Below are 15,821 nucleotides of genomic sequence, written 5' to 3'. Positions count from 1 at the left end.
GTTCGCCATGACGATGAAGGCGCCTACTGCGCGCCACCGGCCAGAAAATCGACAAGCTCGGCCGCCGCGAACATGCCGGCGAGCGAACCGCCGACCCGCAACAGGGCGCCCCAGCTCCAGTAGCCAAACGCCGCGGCGAGAAACATGCCGATAAAGGCGATCGCGCCGATGCTGCGCCCGAATGGCCCGGTGAAGAACTGGACGATACGGTCGGCGGCGTTCTGCAGGGCCTGCAGGTTCTGCGCCGCTGCCGGTTCGATCGCGGACATGAACAAGATCCCCGCGCTCACCGTCGCCATGGTTGAATGGACGATCACCCGCTTGCCGAGTGGCGAGTTCCACCCTTTCCTGGCAGCGTCTTTCAGCCCGCCGCAAAATGCCTTCACGCTGTTCATAGGCTGCCTTCCTCTTTTACTTTCACGGGGCCGTCCGGACCCGGTATCTGCTCAGCCGCATCCGTCCCCATGGGGCTTGGGTCATTTGTGGAAAACACCAGCATCGTCGATCGTGCGGGGCTGGAGACCTCTGGGTTCGCCGCTCTCCGCTTCTCACGTGCGTTGAGACCTTGGCGCACCCGTCCAACGGTCTGGATGTCGCCTTGCGCGTATGCGTGGGTGTAGAGACCCACCACGCGTGTCACATAGTCGGCCGTTTCGCGGATAAGCGGCAGCGAAGTGCGGGCGTCCACCTTCGGCTCGCCGGCGTTGTACGCCGCCGCCACGAGCAACGGGTTGGCATATTTATCGACCAGCACTTTCAGGAATTTCGCCGATGCGCGCACATTCTGCACCGGATCGGTCAAATCGCTCGCGCCATATGCGGCTCCCGTCTCCGGCAGCATCTGCATGATCCCGATCGCCCCTGCCCCGCTGATCGCCTCGGGATCGAAAGCGCCGTTCTCGGCCCGAGCGATCGAAAGCATCAAATTCGGATCGACGCCCTCTTCGCCCGCCGCCTGAACAATCAACCGTGCGACATCGTCAGGGATTCCCGCCAGCAGGTCGGGCCGAACTTTCGCGCCAACGTTGCCGATTGCCGACCACGGCATCACATCGGCGGCGTCTGCGGTGCTTTCGGCCGTCAGATCGTGCGGCGGCTCGACCCGAAGAGGCTCGGCCCGATAGGCAAAGACATTGGCGCTTGCCCGAACGGCCTTCACTCGGACCGGCACCAGGACAGCTTTCGCTGATGTACGCGGCGCCGCCGTTGCGGCTCCGGTACGGGCGGAAAACGCCTCATCGCTCAGCGGCGTCTCCACGCCTGAAGGTCGAGCCTCCAGACCCTCCCCGACAGCCTGCAGGGGTATCACCGCGCACAACAGTGCAATGGCCGTGAGGCCGTGAGCACTGGAAAATCGCGTCGCTCTCCTCGACAGAAACCGCATTCTTGACCCTGTACGGTGGACCTTAGATTGCACTCTAGTATAATCTAATTCGCAAAGGTCAAGGACAAACTGTCACTATCGTATAATTTAACTCCTGAGCTACCGATCGCATTCGCCGGTCTGAGTCTCCGATCAGGAGCCTTTTCGCTCCCAGGGATCACGCGTCCGCTGATAGCGCAGTTGCTCCTGGTCGCCGAGGAATTTGGCCAGATTGACCGCAGTTGCGCCTTTGACGAACACCGACCCCGCATCGGCCCCAGTTCGGTACCTAACGATGCGGCAGAGGTAGTTCGGCAATGGTCTGTTTACGCGCTCAATCTGGTAGCAACCCGTGATCTGATACTGATAGTCGTCGCTCAAGGTCTGGAACCGACGGTTCTGTTGCTGCACCGGACCGAGCCGATATCGCCGGTACTGTGACGTCGACGTTTGCACCAACTGGCATTCCGAGAACGTCCCGTATGCCTTGCATTGCGTCAGCTTCAAACCTGTCCATGGACGTGGAGCGGAGTAGCTCGACGGACCGACCGGTGACGCGCACCCTTCCACAGCCAAACCCAGTGCTATCGCCGCGATGACCGGCACCTTCATTCAACTTCTCCCCGCGTCGCAAGCATAGCCGCTCGCCATCAGCCCATTGACGATCTGCTCGAACGCGAACCGGCAAACGGGTCCTGCATCGTCAATGCAGCCCAGCGATGTCAGATCGATCTCCGCCAGCGCCAACTGCTCCACCATCGTTGCGATTTGCCTGCCCGAGACGGCGGACAGCGTCGACCACGCCTTCTGCGACCCGCGGTTTCCGAACATCGTCGACCAGGCGTAATGCCCTGCCGCCAGATCCAGCAGGATCTCGATACGTCCTTGCCCGCGGCTATCGTTATGGCAGGCGCCGCGCGCCACCACGGCGAATGACGGACCGATCGCCCGGTCGAAATCAATGACCGTGCCATCGTGAAACTTCGCAATGTCCGCCCCCTTGGCGACGATCATTCGCCGTTCGTTGCGCATCGCGCGCAGCGATCCCCACTGTACGAAATTCTCCATCGCAGTAGGTGCCACCGCGCCCAGTCCGGTTCTTCCGCCACAATGCTCGCACGCGAGCAACAGCTCATCCTTGGTGAAGCGCAGCCTTCCTTCGCTCATGGCGGTGATGAACTCGCACCGCTGTGGGCCGGCGCGCTTCCAACCGCATACGGCGCCATAGGTACCAAGTCGGTCCACGTCCCAATTCTCGGCCGTCGTCCCCTGTGATACCTGCGTGTTCGGTCCGAGCACCAGCCCATATCCGTCCGCCTGCGTCCCGCAATGCCGACAGTCGTATTGCAGCGGTACGAGATACCAATCCATCGACCACACTTCGCTCACGGGCGACTCTGTTCTCTCATTTCGCTCCGAATTCGAGCGTGCAGACGCTCAATGCAAACCCCGGCGCCTCCTCAAAATGTTACTATCGTATAATTTTAGATGGCGCAATTCCTATGCCGCTGGCAAGGCGCAGCAACGGCCTTTGGCCGTGCTGCTGCGGCCTTCAGGACTTGGCCTGCAAGGAGGAGGTGGGGCGTGGACCTGCCGCGTCAGCGTCTGGGGCGGAGAAACAGGAAAGCGCGCGATAAAAGGTGCGGCTTTGGCCGCGTTTGCGGCCTTGGACTTCACGGTCATCGTGATGCTGCTTCACAGGCGGATACCGTTAGTCGAAGATCCGCGTGGCAAGTCGATTCTGCTATGGAACTACCGGTTGGCAGTTACAGCCTGTCGGTAGCGGCCTGCACAGCGCTGCTTGGGATTCATGTCAGCAGACAGCGGCGTCAGCTAGCGCAGCCCCGCAGACCGTTCCCAAGCGCATTGGGATGCCCTTGAGTTGCGCTGACCAATGATCGTCTCATCGGCGAGGTTTTGCTTTTCTTGCTCCGTCTTACGCTCGTCGTCAAAATTTGAAGCCGGCCTGGTGCGCCGGCTGGTCGTCTCACCCGAGATCGCTCCGACAAGCGTCAGGCATGCCAGGATGGCGACAAGCTTCACCCAGAAGTGCTGGACAAGGAAATCATAGCCCCAAGAGCCGATCGCAGGGGCCCATGTCGCACCAATAGCGGACGACCCGATCCACAGAAGAAGCCAACCACCGAAGGCGATCCAGACGACGAGCATGACAAGACCGGCAAGCATCCAGAACGCCTGCACCAATTTTTTTATAGCCCTGATCATCGCCAATCGTCCGTATAATTTTACCGCGTCATGTGCCGGAAAAGCGGTTCCGTGCCTCTCGAAACTTGCACTATCGTATAATTATCGTCTATAGCATTTTCCCGTCGGTTGGAAAAGGCCGAACTGAAAAATGCGCGCAATTGCTCCAATTTCCATCTCTGTCCTCTTGGCTTCGGCCTCGACCGTCGCCGCCCAAAAGGCGACGGCGCCGCGTCGTGCCAAGTTTGTCGAATATTATCAGAATGCCTACGCAAACGGCCGCGATCTTGTTCCGGGGCCACAACGCGCGCCGGATCCGGCCAGTTTGGAGAAGGCCCTGAGACTCGAAACCGTCATTCCTGAAGCGGCATTGACCGGCAATGCGTTTGTCGATGCCGAAAACACCATCATCAAGCTGGTCGGCGCTCAGGGCTGCCAATCGACGCAACAACTGCAACTGAACGGGATGCGCGCGACGTGCACCATGCTGTCGCTCGCTGGACTGAATGCTGCTCTGCAAACGGCCGCAGCATCTGCGGGCGGCGCGTTTCCGTGCCATTTTCTTGGCGCGAACACCGGAAAACCTTCGGTTCGCTTTGCCGAATGCTTCTTCATCGGCGCTGACGATCGTGTCCAGCCGTTGTCGGAATACCTCATTCGGCGCGGATTGGCTTTCCCTACCCGGGCGCCTGACGGCACAGCGCTCTTCCCTGAATACGCCGCTGCCGAAGCCGCGGCCTCAAAGGCCCATGTCGGCATTTGGTCGAACGCCTCGTTCCAGCACCCCTATGGTGAACGGTACCGGCAAAGCCAGACGAATTGATGCAGGTCTCGACAATCATGCTTATTGCTATCGTCGCCCGTTCTCTTGTGTTCGCCTATGCGGCCGTTGTGCCGGCTGTTCAGGTGCCGGCGCGACCGGAGCCAGTTCCTGTCCAGGCGCAGGCGCCGGCGCCGGACGGAAGAGATCCGACCCCGTCGGCAGACGGGAACGGCAGCAAATTCGTGCCCTTTCCCATGACGGCGCAATTTGAGACCGCCGATAGCTGGATCGCGGATGGCAAGCGTTACCGGCTCTATGGCCTACAAGCCTGTCTGCGTGGCACGTCGGTGACGATAGCACCCGGCGTAAAGCGTGATTGCGGTGAGCTGAACCTGATCATGGCGCAGGCTATAGTCCGGGACAGCAAACCCGTCTGTACGACGATCCGGGAACTCGATGCCAGCAATCTGCTTGTTGTCTGTCAGACGACGACGGGAAAAACCCGCTACGACCTCGCGACCTTCATGATCGCGCAGGGATGGGGATTTGCAGCTGTCAGCTCGACCGGCCAGCTGGTCGTTCCGGGTTATCGGCTCGCCGAACAAGGCGCACGCGAAGCGCGCGAAGGGCTCTGGGCCTATTCGGATCTTCCCCATCCTGTTTCCATCCTCATTGGACAGGGTCAGCAGCAGTCCTCAAAAGACGTAGTCGGCAAGCAATGAAACCCCTCAACGGCATCGCGATCTTCGTCATGCTCGCCACGATATGGCCGGCGAGCGCGCAGGGCCCAGCGGACACGGTCCTGCCGAAGCAAATCTATGGACGCGTGCAGGTGCTCGACGGATCGACCATCGAGTTCATCACCCCTAAGAAGATCGTCCGCCTTGCAGGGTATCTTGCACCTCGGCTCGATCAGGTTGCCACGACCGAAAGCGTCGAATGGCCCGTCGGTCAGGTGGCCCGCGCCTGGTTGATCCTTCGCACCCTGAAACACGATGTGAATTGTGCATCCGTGACGACCGATGCGAATGGCACCGTTCTCGCGCATTGCTTTGTCGATGAAACCAATCTGGCCGCGACCGCGATCGCCGAAGGCATTGGATACGCGTACAATTTTCCCGGCGAGCCGCAGGTTCCCGCTTATTTCGATATCGAACGCCGCGCGCGTGGCCTGGGGTTTGGCGTCTGGTCCGATCCGAAGCTCACCCCGCCCTGGAATTACAAACCCGACAAGCCGGCGGAGCCTGTGGCGCGTTCGACGTCAAAGGAAACGTCGGAATTCGGCCTACCCCTTCCTCCCCCCGCTCCAGTGCCACCCGAAAATCCTCCGCGAGGTTAAGATGAAAAGCCTATTCTTCATGGTCCTGATTGTTGGCGCCGGCGCGATCCTCGCTTCGCCGGCGATATCGCAGACTTCCCAGCAGCCGTCTCAAAACACCGGCATCGACCCGGATCAGTGTGGCGCCGGCGGTATGGGGTGTACGCCTGATGATGTCCAGAAGTGGATGGATAAGGGCAACGAGCTCGCAAATCTCTCCAGCGCCGATCTCAGCCAATACGCCTATGGCTGCGCCAGACATCCGGACTGGAAGCATGATTGCGAGACCGACCCGGGCAAAGTCCTGCGCCGTCTCGGCATCACTGACTATCAGTGACGGACATTCTCCCATGAATCAGACGGTGAATTTAGGCGTCACGGGACTCGTGTCGTTGATCGTCGGGGTTGCTGGCGGCTACGTCTACGCGAGCTCGATCCACGCGACCAAGGTCGAGGAACTCGCTGGCCAGATCACCACGCTGCAAAAGAAGGTTGACGAATACGAGGCGGCGACCAGGCTTGAAGTGCCATCCGATGGAGAAGCGCTCGCCGCAATCCGCAAACTCATATTCTTCGGCGGCGTGAAAAAAGTCGCCATCGATCAGTGCCAGAAGGACGCGGCCGGTCCAGGTGTCCTCTGCTCGCTCACGATCACCGACAAGCACGACCACGTTCTGCCCAAGGTGCTCCGCTTTGTCAAAATCGACGACGTCTGGGCATCACAGAATTGACGAGACAAGGAGAGAACCATGAAGCCCCTACGATACCTGCTTCCCGCTATCGCCAGCATCGTCATCGGCATTTCGGTTCATAGTGCCCAGGCCCAGGATGCTTCCTTCGGCTGCAAAATCCTGCTGTGTGTTGCGTCGCAAAATCCTTCATGGCAAGGGGTTTCGTATTGCGTGCCGCCCGTTTTGAAACTGCTGTCAATCCGCAAGGTTCATCCCGGCTATTGGCCATCCTGTCCCGAGGCAGGAACCAAAGAGCCGGGTTATGCCGAATATGAAGATTGTCCGGCCGGAACGACTGCGACCACTATCAACACCTACAGCGGCCATGGCGGCAACATGCGCGACACCGCCGTTTGCGCAAAGCCGGTTCAGGTCGCCTGCACCACGCTTTTCAATCGCAGTAGACACTTCGGAAATATCGACTACCTGAAAAGTGACCAGTTTCGGCGCGATGGCAACACTTGCATGACGAACGAGATCATTCCGAGACCGAAGCGCAAAGATCCCTACTATTTCGACATTCGCAACAAAGAGACCGGCAATGTTGCGCGCTATCATTTCAATTTGAGGAACTGAGATTGAATTCCCCATCACTGAGCAGCCTACAATGAAGGAATGGGCTTTGATGCCATTCAATCGTGATGCGCAAATGCGGATTCTTTCTCGAAATATCTGTACCTGAAGGGGGTTGGAGCGTCCCAGTTGGACGACATGTTCGTTCAAATCACCATTCCGCCGCCCTGCGCCTTTTTCCGCCTGCGCAGGCCATAAACGGCATCCTGGTCGACGAATGTCCCAACCCTTTGAATTCAGATTCTTTTTGACTCCGGAACCATATCGGCGGTCCATGGCTTTATTGACTCGCATAGGTTGTGCCGGAGTGCGAGTGTCATGGTTGCAGCGCGGGCAAACTGGAAGGGTTACATCAAGTTCGGAGAAGTTGCCTGCGCGGTAGCGCTCTACACGGCCGCTTCCTCGTCCGAGCGCATCGCTGTTGATTTCCGCTGAGAGCTGACCCGGGATTTTCGCCGAGAAGTGACCCGCCTTCATGTATGGTTTGGGTCTTAGGTCTTGGTCAAGGTGGGTGCTTTCTCCTTCTTTGTTGGTGTGGTCTGGGCAGAGCTGTTCTTGAAGCGGAAGCTGTCGTTTCCAGTCTCCAGGATGTGGCAGTGATGGGTGAGCCGATCGAGCAGCGCCGTCGTCATCTTGGCATCGCCGAAGACGGTGGCCCATTCGCTGAAGCTGAGGTTGGTGGTGATGACGACGCTGGTGCGCTCGTAGAGCGTGCTCAGCAGATGGAACAGCAGCGCCCCGCCTGACGCGCTGAAGGGCAGGTATCCGAGTTCGTCGAGGATGACGAGATCGGAGTGGGCGAGCCGGTTGGCGATCTGGCCGGCCTTGCCCTGAGCCTTCTCCTGCTCAAGCGTGTTGACGAGCTCGACGGTGGAGAAGAAGCGGACACGCTTGCGATGATGCTCAACCGCCTGCACGCCGAGGGCGGTGGCAATGTGGGTCTTGCCGGTGCCGGGGCCGCCGACAAGCACGACATTGTTGGCATCGTCCATGAACTCGCATCGATGGAGTTGGCGCACGAGGGCCTCGTTGATCTCGCTGCTGGCGAAGTCGAAGCCGGCCAGGTCGCGATAGACCGGGAAGCGGGCTGCCTTGAGCTGATAGGCTACGGACCTGACCTCCCGCTCGGCCATCTCGGCCTTCAGGAGTTGCGACAGGATGGGGATGGCGGCCTCGAAGGCGGGTGAAGCCTGCTCGGTGAGTTCGGCGACGGCCTGCGCCATGCCGTGCATTTTAAGGCTTCTGAGCATGACGACGATAGCGCCGCTGGCGGGATCATGACGCATGACGCACCTCCCGGGTCTGGCGCAGAGCATCGTAGCGCTCGACATTGGCCTGCGGCTCCTTGACCAGGCTCAGCGCCTGCGGCGCATCCACGATCGGCGTCTCGATCGGTTTGCCGTCGACCAGCCTGTGCAGGAGATTGAGGATGTGGACCTTGGTCGGAACGCCGGCCTGCAGCGCCATCTCCACGGCGGTCAGCACGACCTGCTCGTCATGTTGCAGGACGAGCGACAGGATCTCGACCATCTCGCGGTCGCCGCCGGGCTTCCTGAGCAGGTGCTGCTGCAGCCGTTTGAAGGCTTCGGGGAGTTCAGTGAAGGGAGCGCCGTTGCGCAGAGCACCGGGCTTGCGCTGGATGACCGCCAGATAGTGACGCCAGTCGTAGACGGTGCGACCGGGGCCGTCATGCGACCGCTCGATGATGCGGCGGTGCTCGCACACGATCTGCCCCTCCGCAGCAACCACGATCCGTTCCGGATAGACCCTGAGGCTGACAGGCCGGTTGGCGAAGGACGCCGGCACGCTGTAGCGGTTGCGCTCCAGATGGACGAGGCAGGTCGGAGAGACCCGCTTGGTGTATTCGACGAAGCCGTCGAAGAGGCGTGGCATCGGCATCAGGAACCGTGCTTCCTCGGCCCGGATGTCTTCGATCGTTCCCGGCCTGAGGCCATGGGGAACCTGTTGCCACAGTTCCCGGCACCGCTGTTCCAGCCAGTCGTTCAAGGCCTCCAGCGATGGAACGCGCGGTATTGGCTGCCATAGCCGGTGACGCGCATCCTCGACGTTCTTCTCGACCTGCCCCTTCTCCCAGCCCGAGGCCGGATTGCAGAACTCGGTCTCGAACAGATAATGGCTGGCCATGGCCGAGAAGCGGGCATTGACCTGCCGCTCCTTGCCGCGGCCGATCCTGTCGACCGCCGTGCGCATGTTGTCGTAGATCCCGCGCCGGGGAACGCCGCCCAGAACCTGGAAGGCGTGGTTGTGGGCGTCGAACAGCATCTCGTGCGTCTGCAGCGGATAGGCCCGCACGATGAAGGCCCGACTGTAGCTGAGCTTGAAGTGAGCCACCTGCAGCTTGGTGCGCTCGCCGCCGATGACCGCCCAATCTTCCGACCAGTCGAACTGGAACGCTTCGCCGGGCTCGAACGCCAACGGCACGAAGGTGCCGCGCCCGCTCGTTTGCATCTGACGTTGGCGCTCTTCCTTCCAGGCCCGCGCAAAGGCGGCCACACGACCATATGAGCCCTCATAGCCAAGGCTCATCAGGTCGGCATGCAACTGCTTGATCGTGCGCTTCTGCTTACGCGGCCTGTTCGCCTCCGTCCTCAGCCACGCCGACAGCCGCTCGGCATAGGCATCAAGCTTGCTCGGCCGATCCGGCACCTGGAAGCGGGGCTCCACCTCATCAGATCGCAGGTATTTGCAGATCGTGTTCCGCGACAGTCCCGTGCGCCGCGCAATCTCCCGGATCGAATGCCCGTCACGCAGATGCCAGCGTCGGATAACGCTCAGTAACGCCATGTCTATCACTCCAAAATCCCCTGCGATCAACCAGCAGGGGTGGGTTCAAACATGGGTCACTTCTCAATGGAAAAACCGCCCAATCCCGGGTCAGTTCTCGGCGGAAATCAACAGGCCTCAAATACGCTGGCGCTTCTAGGTCTTGTCGCCGCTGGTCTGGGAGTGACCGTCTATCCCAAGAGCCTCATCGGGTTCCTTGGAAGCAACGTCGTGCTGCGCCCTATCGTACATCCTGCATTTCGCATTCCAACGGTGCTGGCATGGAAGCGCAGCAACCGTTCAAATTCGGCGCGCCATTTCGTCGAAGTAGTGAAAAGTCGACCCGCGCGATAACCGGTTCGTTAGTATACTCGGACTGTATCATTCCGCCAAAGCGAACTCAGGCGCCTACGGAAGTATGTGTACGGCGGAAGGCCGCGGGCGTCATGCCGCACCTTTCGCGGAAAGCGCGGACAAAATGCGAGGAATCGCAGAAGCCGGTCGCGGCGGCGATCTCCGTCACCGATTGATCGCATTGACACAGCAGGAATTCCGCGTGCTCCAGCCGCATAATCTTGCAGGCAAGCGTCGGCGCCATGCCGACCGCTTGCTGAAAGTGGCGTTCCAGTCGGCGACGACTAACGCCTAGCCGATGGGCCGTCTCGGCGACGGACAAAGGCGTGTCGATGGTCTGCTGCATGAGCAGAAGCGCCTTTTTCACCAGCGGATCGTCGGTCGTCAGGTCGAGCGGGATGCCGGGCTGCGGTTTCTCGGCCCTCAACGCATCGTCGATAATCATGATATGGAGGCTCTTGCGAGCTTGTGCGCGTCCGACATGCCTGTCGACCAGCCAAGCCGCGAGATGCGCCGAGCTTGCACCGCCCGAGCAGGTCAGGCGATCGCGGTCGACGATGAAAATCTGGTCGGAGACGGGTCGCAGCCCATCGAACTGTTCCAGGAAATCCGCATGGTGGAACCAGCTCACGCAGCAGCGATAGCCGTTCAACAGCCCGGCACGGTGAAGGATGAAGGCGCCGGTGCAGACGCCAACGAGTGGCACGCCCGCAGCGGCCGCGCGCTGAAGGTAGTGAGTATATTCCGGACTCAGGTTAGGAATCTCGTCGATCAATCCGCCGACGACGACGAGATAGTCGAACAAGGTGGGATCGCCTAACCGTTCCTCTGGATGGACTGCAATACCGGAGCTGGACACGATTGGCTCCATCGTTGCCGACAGGACGCGCCAACCGCATAAAATCGGGCGGCTTCGGTCGCCCTCGTCCGCCGACAATCTCAAGACATCGACGAAATTCGCAAAGGCGCACAGTGTGAAGCGGCGCGCGAGGATGAAGCCGACCGACAGGCGCGGCCGAAGCTTCCGCACATTCTGGCCCCTTTTTTCTCCATCGGTCAAGGACCCTTCTCCCGTTCTTGTCGCATGGATACCATTCTTATGACGCGCACATTCTGCCAAAAGCGGTGCGATATCGCAATAAGTAGGCCCCATAGAACTGGGGAATCCAATGACCCGATTTTCAGCTTTCTCACTCTTGAAGAACGCCTTGACCGGGAACAAGAACTGGACCGAGCAATGGCCGGACAGCCAGCCGAAGACTGAATACGACGTGGTCGTCGTCGGCGCCGGCGGCCACGGACTGGGGGCCGCCTATTATCTCGCCAAGGAACACGGCGTTACCAACGTCGCGGTGATCGACAAGGGCTGGCTGGGCGGCGGCAACACGGGCCGCAACACCACCATCATACGCTCGAACTATCTCTATGACGAAAGCGCCCGGCTGTTCGACCACGCCGTCGACCTGTGGGAGAACCTCAGCCAGGAACTGAACTACAACGTCATGTACTCGCGGCGCGGCGTGCTGATGCTCGCCCACAATGTCCACGACGTGCAAAGCTTCAAGCGCCACATCCATTCCAACCGGCTGAACGGTGTCGACAACCGCTGGCTGACGCGGGAGGAATGCAAGGAATACTGCCCGCCGCTGAACATCTCGCCCACTGCCCGCCATCCGGTGATGGGCGGCGCCCTGCAGGAGCGCGCCGGCACCGCGCGTCATGACGCGGTCGCATGGGGCTACGCCCGCGCCGCCGCGGCGCGAGGCGTCGACATCATCCAGAACTGCCCGGTGACGGCGATCCGTCGCAATCCGGACGGTTCGGTCGCCGGCGTCGAGACTGCCAGGGGATTCATCAAGGCCAAGAAGGTCGCCGTATCGGCAGCCGGCCATACGTCGGTGGTGATGCAGACCGCGGACGTACGGCTGCCGCTGGAAAGCTATCCGCTCCAGGCGCTGGTGTCGGAGCCGGTCAAGCCGATCTTTCCCTGCGTTGTGATGTCGAACGCGGTCCACGCCTATATCAGCCAGTCCGACAAGGGCGAACTGGTGATAGGCTCGGGCACCGACCAGTATACGTCCTATTCTCAGCGCGGCGGCCTGCCGCTGATCGAGCACACCATCGCGGCCATCGTCGAGGTCTTCCCGATCTTCAACCGCATGCGGATGTTGCGCAAATGGGGTGGCATCGTCGACGTGACGCCGGACCGCTCGCCGATCCTCGGCAAGACACCGGTGAAGAACCTCTACGTCAATTGCGGCTGGGGCACTGGCGGCTTCAAGGCGACGCCGGCCTCCGCCCACGTCTTCGCACATACCATCGCCCGCGACGAGCCGCATCCGATCAACGCTCCGTTCACGCTGGACCGCTTCCGCACCGGCCGTCTGATCGACGAGGCCGCCGCCGCCGCCGTCGCGCATTGAGGACCGACCCATGCTCCTGATCCATTGCCCCTATTGCAACGAAACGCTGCCCGAGGCCGAGTTCACCTATGCCGGCGAGGCGCATGTCGTGCGTCCGCAGGACCCGTCGTCCCAGACCGACGACCAGTGGGAAGGCTTCCTGTTCATCCGCGCCAATGCCCGCGGCCCGCACTACGAGCGCTGGCGGCACCTTCATGGCTGCGGCCGCTTCTTCAACGCGGTACGCGATACGGTCAGCGACCGCTTCCTGACGACCTACAAGGCGGGCGCGCCTCGCCCCACCCTCGAGGCCCTGCCGGAGGTCCGCAAATGAGCCGGTATCGCGTTCCAGGCCGCGGGCGGATCAACGTCGGGCAGCCGGTCAGCTTCACGTTCGACGGCAAGATCTATCAGGGCGCACGGGGCGACACGGTCGCCTCCGCCCTGCTCGCCAACGGCGTCCACCTGATGGGCCGCTCCTTCAAGTATCACCGTCCGCGCGGCCCGGTCGCCGCCGGCTCGGAGGAGCCGAACGCGCTGATCGGCACGCGGCGCGGTCCCGGCCGCTTCGAGCCGAACACCCGCGCCACCGTGCAGGAGCTGCGCGCCGGGCTCGAAACCATCTCGCAGAACAAGTATCCCAGCCTGAAGTTCGACGTCGGGGCTGTCAACGACGCCGCCTACATGCTGTTTTCGGCCGGCTTCTACTACAAGACCTTCATGTGGCCGAAGAGCTTCTGGCACAAGGTCTACGAGCCATTCATCCGCGCCGCCGCCGGCCTCGGCGTCAGCCCGACGGAGGAAGACCCGGACCAGTACGCCTCGCGCAACCTGCATTGCGATGTGCTCATCGTCGGCGCCGGTCCCGCCGGTCTCGCCGCAGCGCGCGCGGCGGCGGTCGACGGGCTAAAGGTCGTCCTCGTCGACGAGAACGCCGAGCCCGGTGGCACGCTTCTGTCGGAACCGCAGGCGCGGATCGACGGCCGGCCGGCCTGGGACTGGCTGGCGGAGGAATTGAGGGCGTTGAAGGGTCTGGGCGTGCGGATCATGACCCGCACCACGGCAATCGCCTATTACCACCAGAACATGCTGGGCCTCTGCGAGCGCGTGACCGATCATCTCGACGCGTTGCCGAAGGACACCCCGCGCGAGCGCCTGTGGCGGGTACGGGCTCGCCGGGTCGTGCTGGCCCAGGGCGCGCTGGAAAAGCCGCTGGTGTTCCACGGAAACGACCGCCCGGGCGTCATGCTGGCGGGTGCGGCGCAAACTTACCTGAACCGCTACGGCGTGCGCGTCGGCGACCGCCCGGTCGTCGTCACCAGCCACGACAGCGCCTGGTACGCAGCCTTCGATCTGCAGGGCGCGGGCGCGCGCATCCAGGCCATCGTCGACACCCGTGCCGCTGTCCGCGAGGATCTGGTGAACGAGGCCCGCGCGCTCGGCATCCCGGTGAAGCTGTCGCACACGGCGACCGCCACTTCGGGCCGAATGCGCGTCAAGTCGATCCGCGTCAATCCGGTCAAGGGTGACAGCGTCGGCGGTGGCCAAGAGATCGTATGCGATGCGGTGCTGACGTCCGGAGGCTGGACTCCGTCCCTGCATCTGTTCTCGCACACGCAGGGCAAGCTCGCCTGGAGCGACGACCTCACCACCTTCCTGCCTGACCGGACGAACGAAGACTGCGCCATCGCCGGTGCAAGCCGTGGGCTTTGGGGCGTCGAGGCGGCGTTGAAGGACGGCGCGGAGCGGGGTCGTGAGGTGGCGGCGGCACTTGGCAAGACAAGCAATGTGCTCGCCTACGCGGTCGACAACGACCGCCCCGGCAGCGGCGTGTCGCACAAGGAGCTGCCGACCGACCGCAATCCCGGCAGCGCCAAGGCCTTCGTCGACTACCAGAACGACGTCACCGCCAAGGACCTGCGGCTGGCCGTGCGTGAGGGCATGCGCTCCATTGAACACGTCAAGCGCTACACCACCAACGGCATGGCGACCGACCAGGGCAAGATGTCGAATATCAACGGGCTGAACATCGCTGCCGACGCGCTAGGCAAGCGCCAGCCGGAGGTCGGGCTCACCACCTTCCGGCCGCCCTATACGCCGACCACCTTCGGAGCCTTCGCGAACTACCATCGCGGTGAGCATTTCGAGGTCACGCGCAAGACGCAGATCGACGGTTGGGCCGCCGAGAACGGCGCCGTCTTCGAGCCGGTCGGGCAATGGCGCCGGGCGTGGTACTTCCCGAAGCCCAGCGAGGACATGGACGCGGCCGTCAGCCGCGAGTGCCGCGCGGTGCGTTCCAGCCTCGGCATCTTCGATGCCTCGACGCTGGGCAAGATCGAAGTCGTCGGCCCCGATGCCGTGACCTTCATGGAGCGAATGTACACCAACCCATGGGCCAAGCTCGGCGTCGGACGCTGCCGCTACGGCCTGCTGCTCGGCGACGACGGCTACATCCGCGACGACGGCGTGATCGGGCGCATGGCCGAGGACCGCTTCCACGTCACCACCACCACCGGCGGCGCCGCGCGCGTCTTGAACATGATGGAGGACTACCTCCAGACCGAATGGCCCGGGCTGAACGTCTGGCTGACCTCGACGACGGAGCAATGGTCCACCATCGCACTGAACGGACCCAACGCCGCGAAGCTGCTGGCGCCGCTCGTAGAAGGGATCGAGCTGACCGAAGAAGCCTTCCCGCATATGTCGTGCCTGGAATGCACGGTGGCAGGCATGCCGGCCCGGCTGTTCCGGGTCAGCTTCACGGGCGAGACCGGCTTCGAGGTTAACGTGCCCGCGCCGCTCGGCCGCAAGTTGTGGGAGACCCTATGGCAGGCCGGCCAGCAATACGGCATCGCGCCCTACGGCACCGAGACGATGCACGTGCTGCGCGCCGAGAAGGGCTACATCATCGTCGGCCAGGACACGGACGGCACGGTCACGCCCTACGACGCCGGCATGGGCTGGGCGGTCGGCAAGAACAAGCCCGACTTCGTCGGCAAGCGTGGCCTGGCCCGCCCCGACCTGACGGCCCAGGGCCGCAGGCACCTCGTCGGCCTGCTGACCGAGGACCGCTCGAAGCTGGAGGAAGGCGCGCAGATCGTCTTCGACCCCAAGCAGCCGATCCCGATGAAGATGGTGGGACACGTCACCTCGTCCTACCACTCGGTCGCGGCCGGCCGGCCGATCGCGCTGGCCCTCGTCGAGGGTGGGCACGAGCGGATGGGCGAAACCGTCTACATCCCGATGCCCGGCCGCACCATCGCCGCCACCGTCACCGGGACCGTCTTCGTCGATCCCGAAAACACCCGCCTGAAGATCTGACCGGAGG

The 15,821-nt window shown here is 62.2% G+C and carries 18 protein-coding genes and 1 pseudogene; 11 read left to right on the top strand and 8 right to left on the bottom strand.

What is annotated here, in order from left to right:
• Window positions 1–23: 23 nt before the first annotated feature.
• The 5 genes from FZF13_RS01040 to FZF13_RS01020 form a co-directional block, all read right to left on the bottom strand.
• Entirely contained in the window at window positions 24–395 is a 372-nt protein-coding gene (locus tag FZF13_RS01040; RefSeq protein WP_065996917.1) for a TrbC/VirB2 family protein, read from the bottom strand.
• Window positions 392–1,258 (bottom strand): lytic transglycosylase domain-containing protein, encoded by an 867-nt coding sequence (locus FZF13_RS01035; protein WP_065996919.1) that lies wholly within the window; start codon window positions 1,256–1,258, stop codon window positions 392–394. Before FZF13_RS01035 ends, FZF13_RS01040 begins: the two co-directional genes overlap by 4 nt.
• Window positions 1,259–1,516: 258 nt before the next feature.
• Window positions 1,517–1,975, bottom strand: coding sequence for a hypothetical protein (locus FZF13_RS01030; RefSeq protein ID WP_065996921.1), 459 nt, complete (start codon window positions 1,973–1,975; stop codon window positions 1,517–1,519).
• Entirely contained in the window at window positions 1,976–2,752 is a 777-nt protein-coding gene (locus tag FZF13_RS01025; protein WP_137902178.1) for a hypothetical protein, read from the bottom strand.
• A gap of 444 nt (window positions 2,753–3,196) precedes the next feature.
• Complete coding sequence (locus tag FZF13_RS01020) at window positions 3,197–3,589, bottom strand: hypothetical protein (protein WP_065996928.1); 393 nt, start codon at window positions 3,587–3,589, stop codon at window positions 3,197–3,199.
• Window positions 3,590–3,719: 130 nt separating this feature from the next.
• On the opposite strand from FZF13_RS01020, the gene FZF13_RS01015 reads away from it, so the two are divergent.
• The 7 genes and pseudogenes from FZF13_RS01015 to FZF13_RS00985 form a co-directional block, all read left to right on the top strand.
• Window positions 3,720–4,391, top strand: coding sequence for a hypothetical protein (locus FZF13_RS01015; protein ID WP_065996930.1), 672 nt, complete (start codon window positions 3,720–3,722; stop codon window positions 4,389–4,391).
• Window positions 4,391–5,053, top strand: coding sequence for a thermonuclease family protein (locus FZF13_RS01010; protein WP_065996932.1), 663 nt, complete (start codon window positions 4,391–4,393; stop codon window positions 5,051–5,053). Before FZF13_RS01015 ends, FZF13_RS01010 begins: the two co-directional genes overlap by 1 nt.
• On the top strand, window positions 5,050–5,670 hold the full coding sequence (locus tag FZF13_RS01005; protein WP_065996937.1) for a thermonuclease family protein: 621 nt from the start codon (window positions 5,050–5,052) through the stop codon (window positions 5,668–5,670). Before FZF13_RS01010 ends, FZF13_RS01005 begins: the two co-directional genes overlap by 4 nt.
• Before the next feature lies 1 nt (window position 5,671).
• Window positions 5,672–5,986 (top strand): hypothetical protein, encoded by a 315-nt coding sequence (locus FZF13_RS01000; protein WP_065996939.1) that lies wholly within the window; start codon window positions 5,672–5,674, stop codon window positions 5,984–5,986.
• A gap of 13 nt (window positions 5,987–5,999) precedes the next feature.
• The gene (locus FZF13_RS00995) at window positions 6,000–6,380 is read left to right on the top strand and encodes a hypothetical protein (protein ID WP_065996941.1); all 381 of its coding nucleotides are present in this window, start codon (window positions 6,000–6,002) and stop codon (window positions 6,378–6,380) included.
• A gap of 18 nt (window positions 6,381–6,398) precedes the next feature.
• Window positions 6,399–6,956, top strand: a complete 558-nt coding sequence (locus tag FZF13_RS00990; RefSeq protein ID WP_065996943.1) for a hypothetical protein — start codon at window positions 6,399–6,401, stop codon at window positions 6,954–6,956.
• A 315-nt stretch (window positions 6,957–7,271) separates the two neighbouring features.
• Window positions 7,272–7,373, top strand: a pseudogene (locus tag FZF13_RS00985) (non-homologous end joining protein Ku); the annotation flags it as partial.
• 71 nt (window positions 7,374–7,444) lie between these two features.
• On the opposite strand, the gene istB reads toward FZF13_RS00985, so the two are convergent.
• A complete protein-coding gene (istB, locus tag FZF13_RS00980) occupies window positions 7,445–8,239 on the bottom strand; it encodes an IS21-like element helper ATPase IstB (protein WP_065996945.1) in 795 nt (264 codons plus the stop codon).
• The gene (gene istA, locus FZF13_RS00975; protein WP_150978916.1) at window positions 8,229–9,758 is read right to left on the bottom strand and encodes an IS21 family transposase; all 1,530 of its coding nucleotides are present in this window, start codon (window positions 9,756–9,758) and stop codon (window positions 8,229–8,231) included. The genes istB and istA overlap by 11 nt, the downstream gene beginning before the upstream one ends.
• Window positions 9,759–9,824: 66 nt before the next feature.
• On the opposite strand from istA, the gene FZF13_RS00970 reads away from it, so the two are divergent.
• Entirely contained in the window at window positions 9,825–10,091 is a 267-nt protein-coding gene (locus FZF13_RS00970; protein ID WP_287499036.1) for a LysR substrate-binding domain-containing protein, read from the top strand.
• A gap of 46 nt (window positions 10,092–10,137) precedes the next feature.
• On the opposite strand, the gene FZF13_RS00965 is transcribed toward FZF13_RS00970, so the two are convergent.
• Complete coding sequence (locus tag FZF13_RS00965) at window positions 10,138–11,313, bottom strand: GlxA family transcriptional regulator (protein ID WP_245317387.1); 1,176 nt, start codon at window positions 11,311–11,313, stop codon at window positions 10,138–10,140.
• Here FZF13_RS00965 and FZF13_RS00960 point away from each other — a divergent pair.
• Genes FZF13_RS00960 through FZF13_RS00950 form a run of 3 tightly spaced genes read left to right on the top strand, consistent with a single transcriptional unit; the run spans window position 11,261 to window position 15,814 of the window.
• Window positions 11,261–12,514, top strand: a complete 1,254-nt coding sequence (locus tag FZF13_RS00960) for a sarcosine oxidase subunit beta family protein (protein ID WP_065996702.1) — start codon at window positions 11,261–11,263, stop codon at window positions 12,512–12,514. The genes FZF13_RS00965 and FZF13_RS00960 overlap by 53 nt on opposite strands.
• Window positions 12,515–12,524: 10 nt before the next feature.
• Window positions 12,525–12,827 carry a sarcosine oxidase subunit delta gene (locus FZF13_RS00955; RefSeq protein ID WP_065996701.1) on the top strand — a complete coding sequence of 101 codons (303 nt, stop codon included), beginning with the start codon at window positions 12,525–12,527 and terminating at the stop codon, window positions 12,825–12,827.
• Window positions 12,824–15,814, top strand: coding sequence for a sarcosine oxidase subunit alpha (locus tag FZF13_RS00950; protein WP_065996700.1), 2,991 nt, complete (start codon window positions 12,824–12,826; stop codon window positions 15,812–15,814). The genes FZF13_RS00955 and FZF13_RS00950 overlap by 4 nt, the downstream gene beginning before the upstream one ends.
• The last annotated feature ends 7 nt before the right edge of the window (window positions 15,815–15,821 follow it).

Origin of the sequence: Mesorhizobium terrae (genome assembly GCF_008727715.1) — a bacterium.
GTDB lineage: Bacteria > Pseudomonadota > Alphaproteobacteria > Rhizobiales > Rhizobiaceae > Mesorhizobium > Mesorhizobium terrae.
The sequence above is the reverse complement of the archived record's forward strand: the minus strand, read 5'-3'. Positions and strand labels throughout refer to the sequence as shown.

Excerpts from the sequence above, each read along its gene's own strand:
- FZF13_RS00960 (WP_065996702.1), top strand. The coding sequence starts at position 11,261 with ATGACCCGATTTTCAGCTTTCTCACTCTTGAAGAACGCCTTGACCGGG.
- FZF13_RS00990 (WP_065996943.1), top strand. The coding sequence starts at position 6,399 with ATGAAGCCCCTACGATACCTGCTTCCCGCTATCGCCAGCATCGTCATC.
- FZF13_RS01030 (WP_065996921.1), bottom strand. The coding sequence starts at position 1,975 with ATGAAGGTGCCGGTCATCGCGGCGATAGCACTGGGTTTGGCTGTGGAA.
- FZF13_RS01005 (WP_065996937.1), top strand. The coding sequence starts at position 5,050 with ATGAAACCCCTCAACGGCATCGCGATCTTCGTCATGCTCGCCACGATA.
- FZF13_RS01020 (WP_065996928.1), bottom strand. The coding sequence starts at position 3,589 with ATGATCAGGGCTATAAAAAAATTGGTGCAGGCGTTCTGGATGCTTGCC.
- FZF13_RS01000 (WP_065996939.1), top strand. The coding sequence starts at position 5,672 with ATGAAAAGCCTATTCTTCATGGTCCTGATTGTTGGCGCCGGCGCGATC.
- FZF13_RS00955 (WP_065996701.1), top strand. The coding sequence starts at position 12,525 with ATGCTCCTGATCCATTGCCCCTATTGCAACGAAACGCTGCCCGAGGCC.
- istB (WP_065996945.1), bottom strand. The coding sequence starts at position 8,239 with ATGCGTCATGATCCCGCCAGCGGCGCTATCGTCGTCATGCTCAGAAGC.
- FZF13_RS00950 (WP_065996700.1), top strand. The coding sequence starts at position 12,824 with ATGAGCCGGTATCGCGTTCCAGGCCGCGGGCGGATCAACGTCGGGCAG.
- FZF13_RS01040 (WP_065996917.1), bottom strand. The coding sequence starts at position 395 with ATGAACAGCGTGAAGGCATTTTGCGGCGGGCTGAAAGACGCTGCCAGG.
- istA (WP_150978916.1), bottom strand. The coding sequence starts at position 9,758 with ATGGCGTTACTGAGCGTTATCCGACGCTGGCATCTGCGTGACGGGCAT.
- FZF13_RS00995 (WP_065996941.1), top strand. The coding sequence starts at position 6,000 with ATGAATCAGACGGTGAATTTAGGCGTCACGGGACTCGTGTCGTTGATC.
- FZF13_RS00970 (WP_287499036.1), top strand. The coding sequence starts at position 9,825 with ATGGAAAAACCGCCCAATCCCGGGTCAGTTCTCGGCGGAAATCAACAG.
- FZF13_RS01015 (WP_065996930.1), top strand. The coding sequence starts at position 3,720 with ATGCGCGCAATTGCTCCAATTTCCATCTCTGTCCTCTTGGCTTCGGCC.
- FZF13_RS01010 (WP_065996932.1), top strand. The coding sequence starts at position 4,391 with ATGCAGGTCTCGACAATCATGCTTATTGCTATCGTCGCCCGTTCTCTT.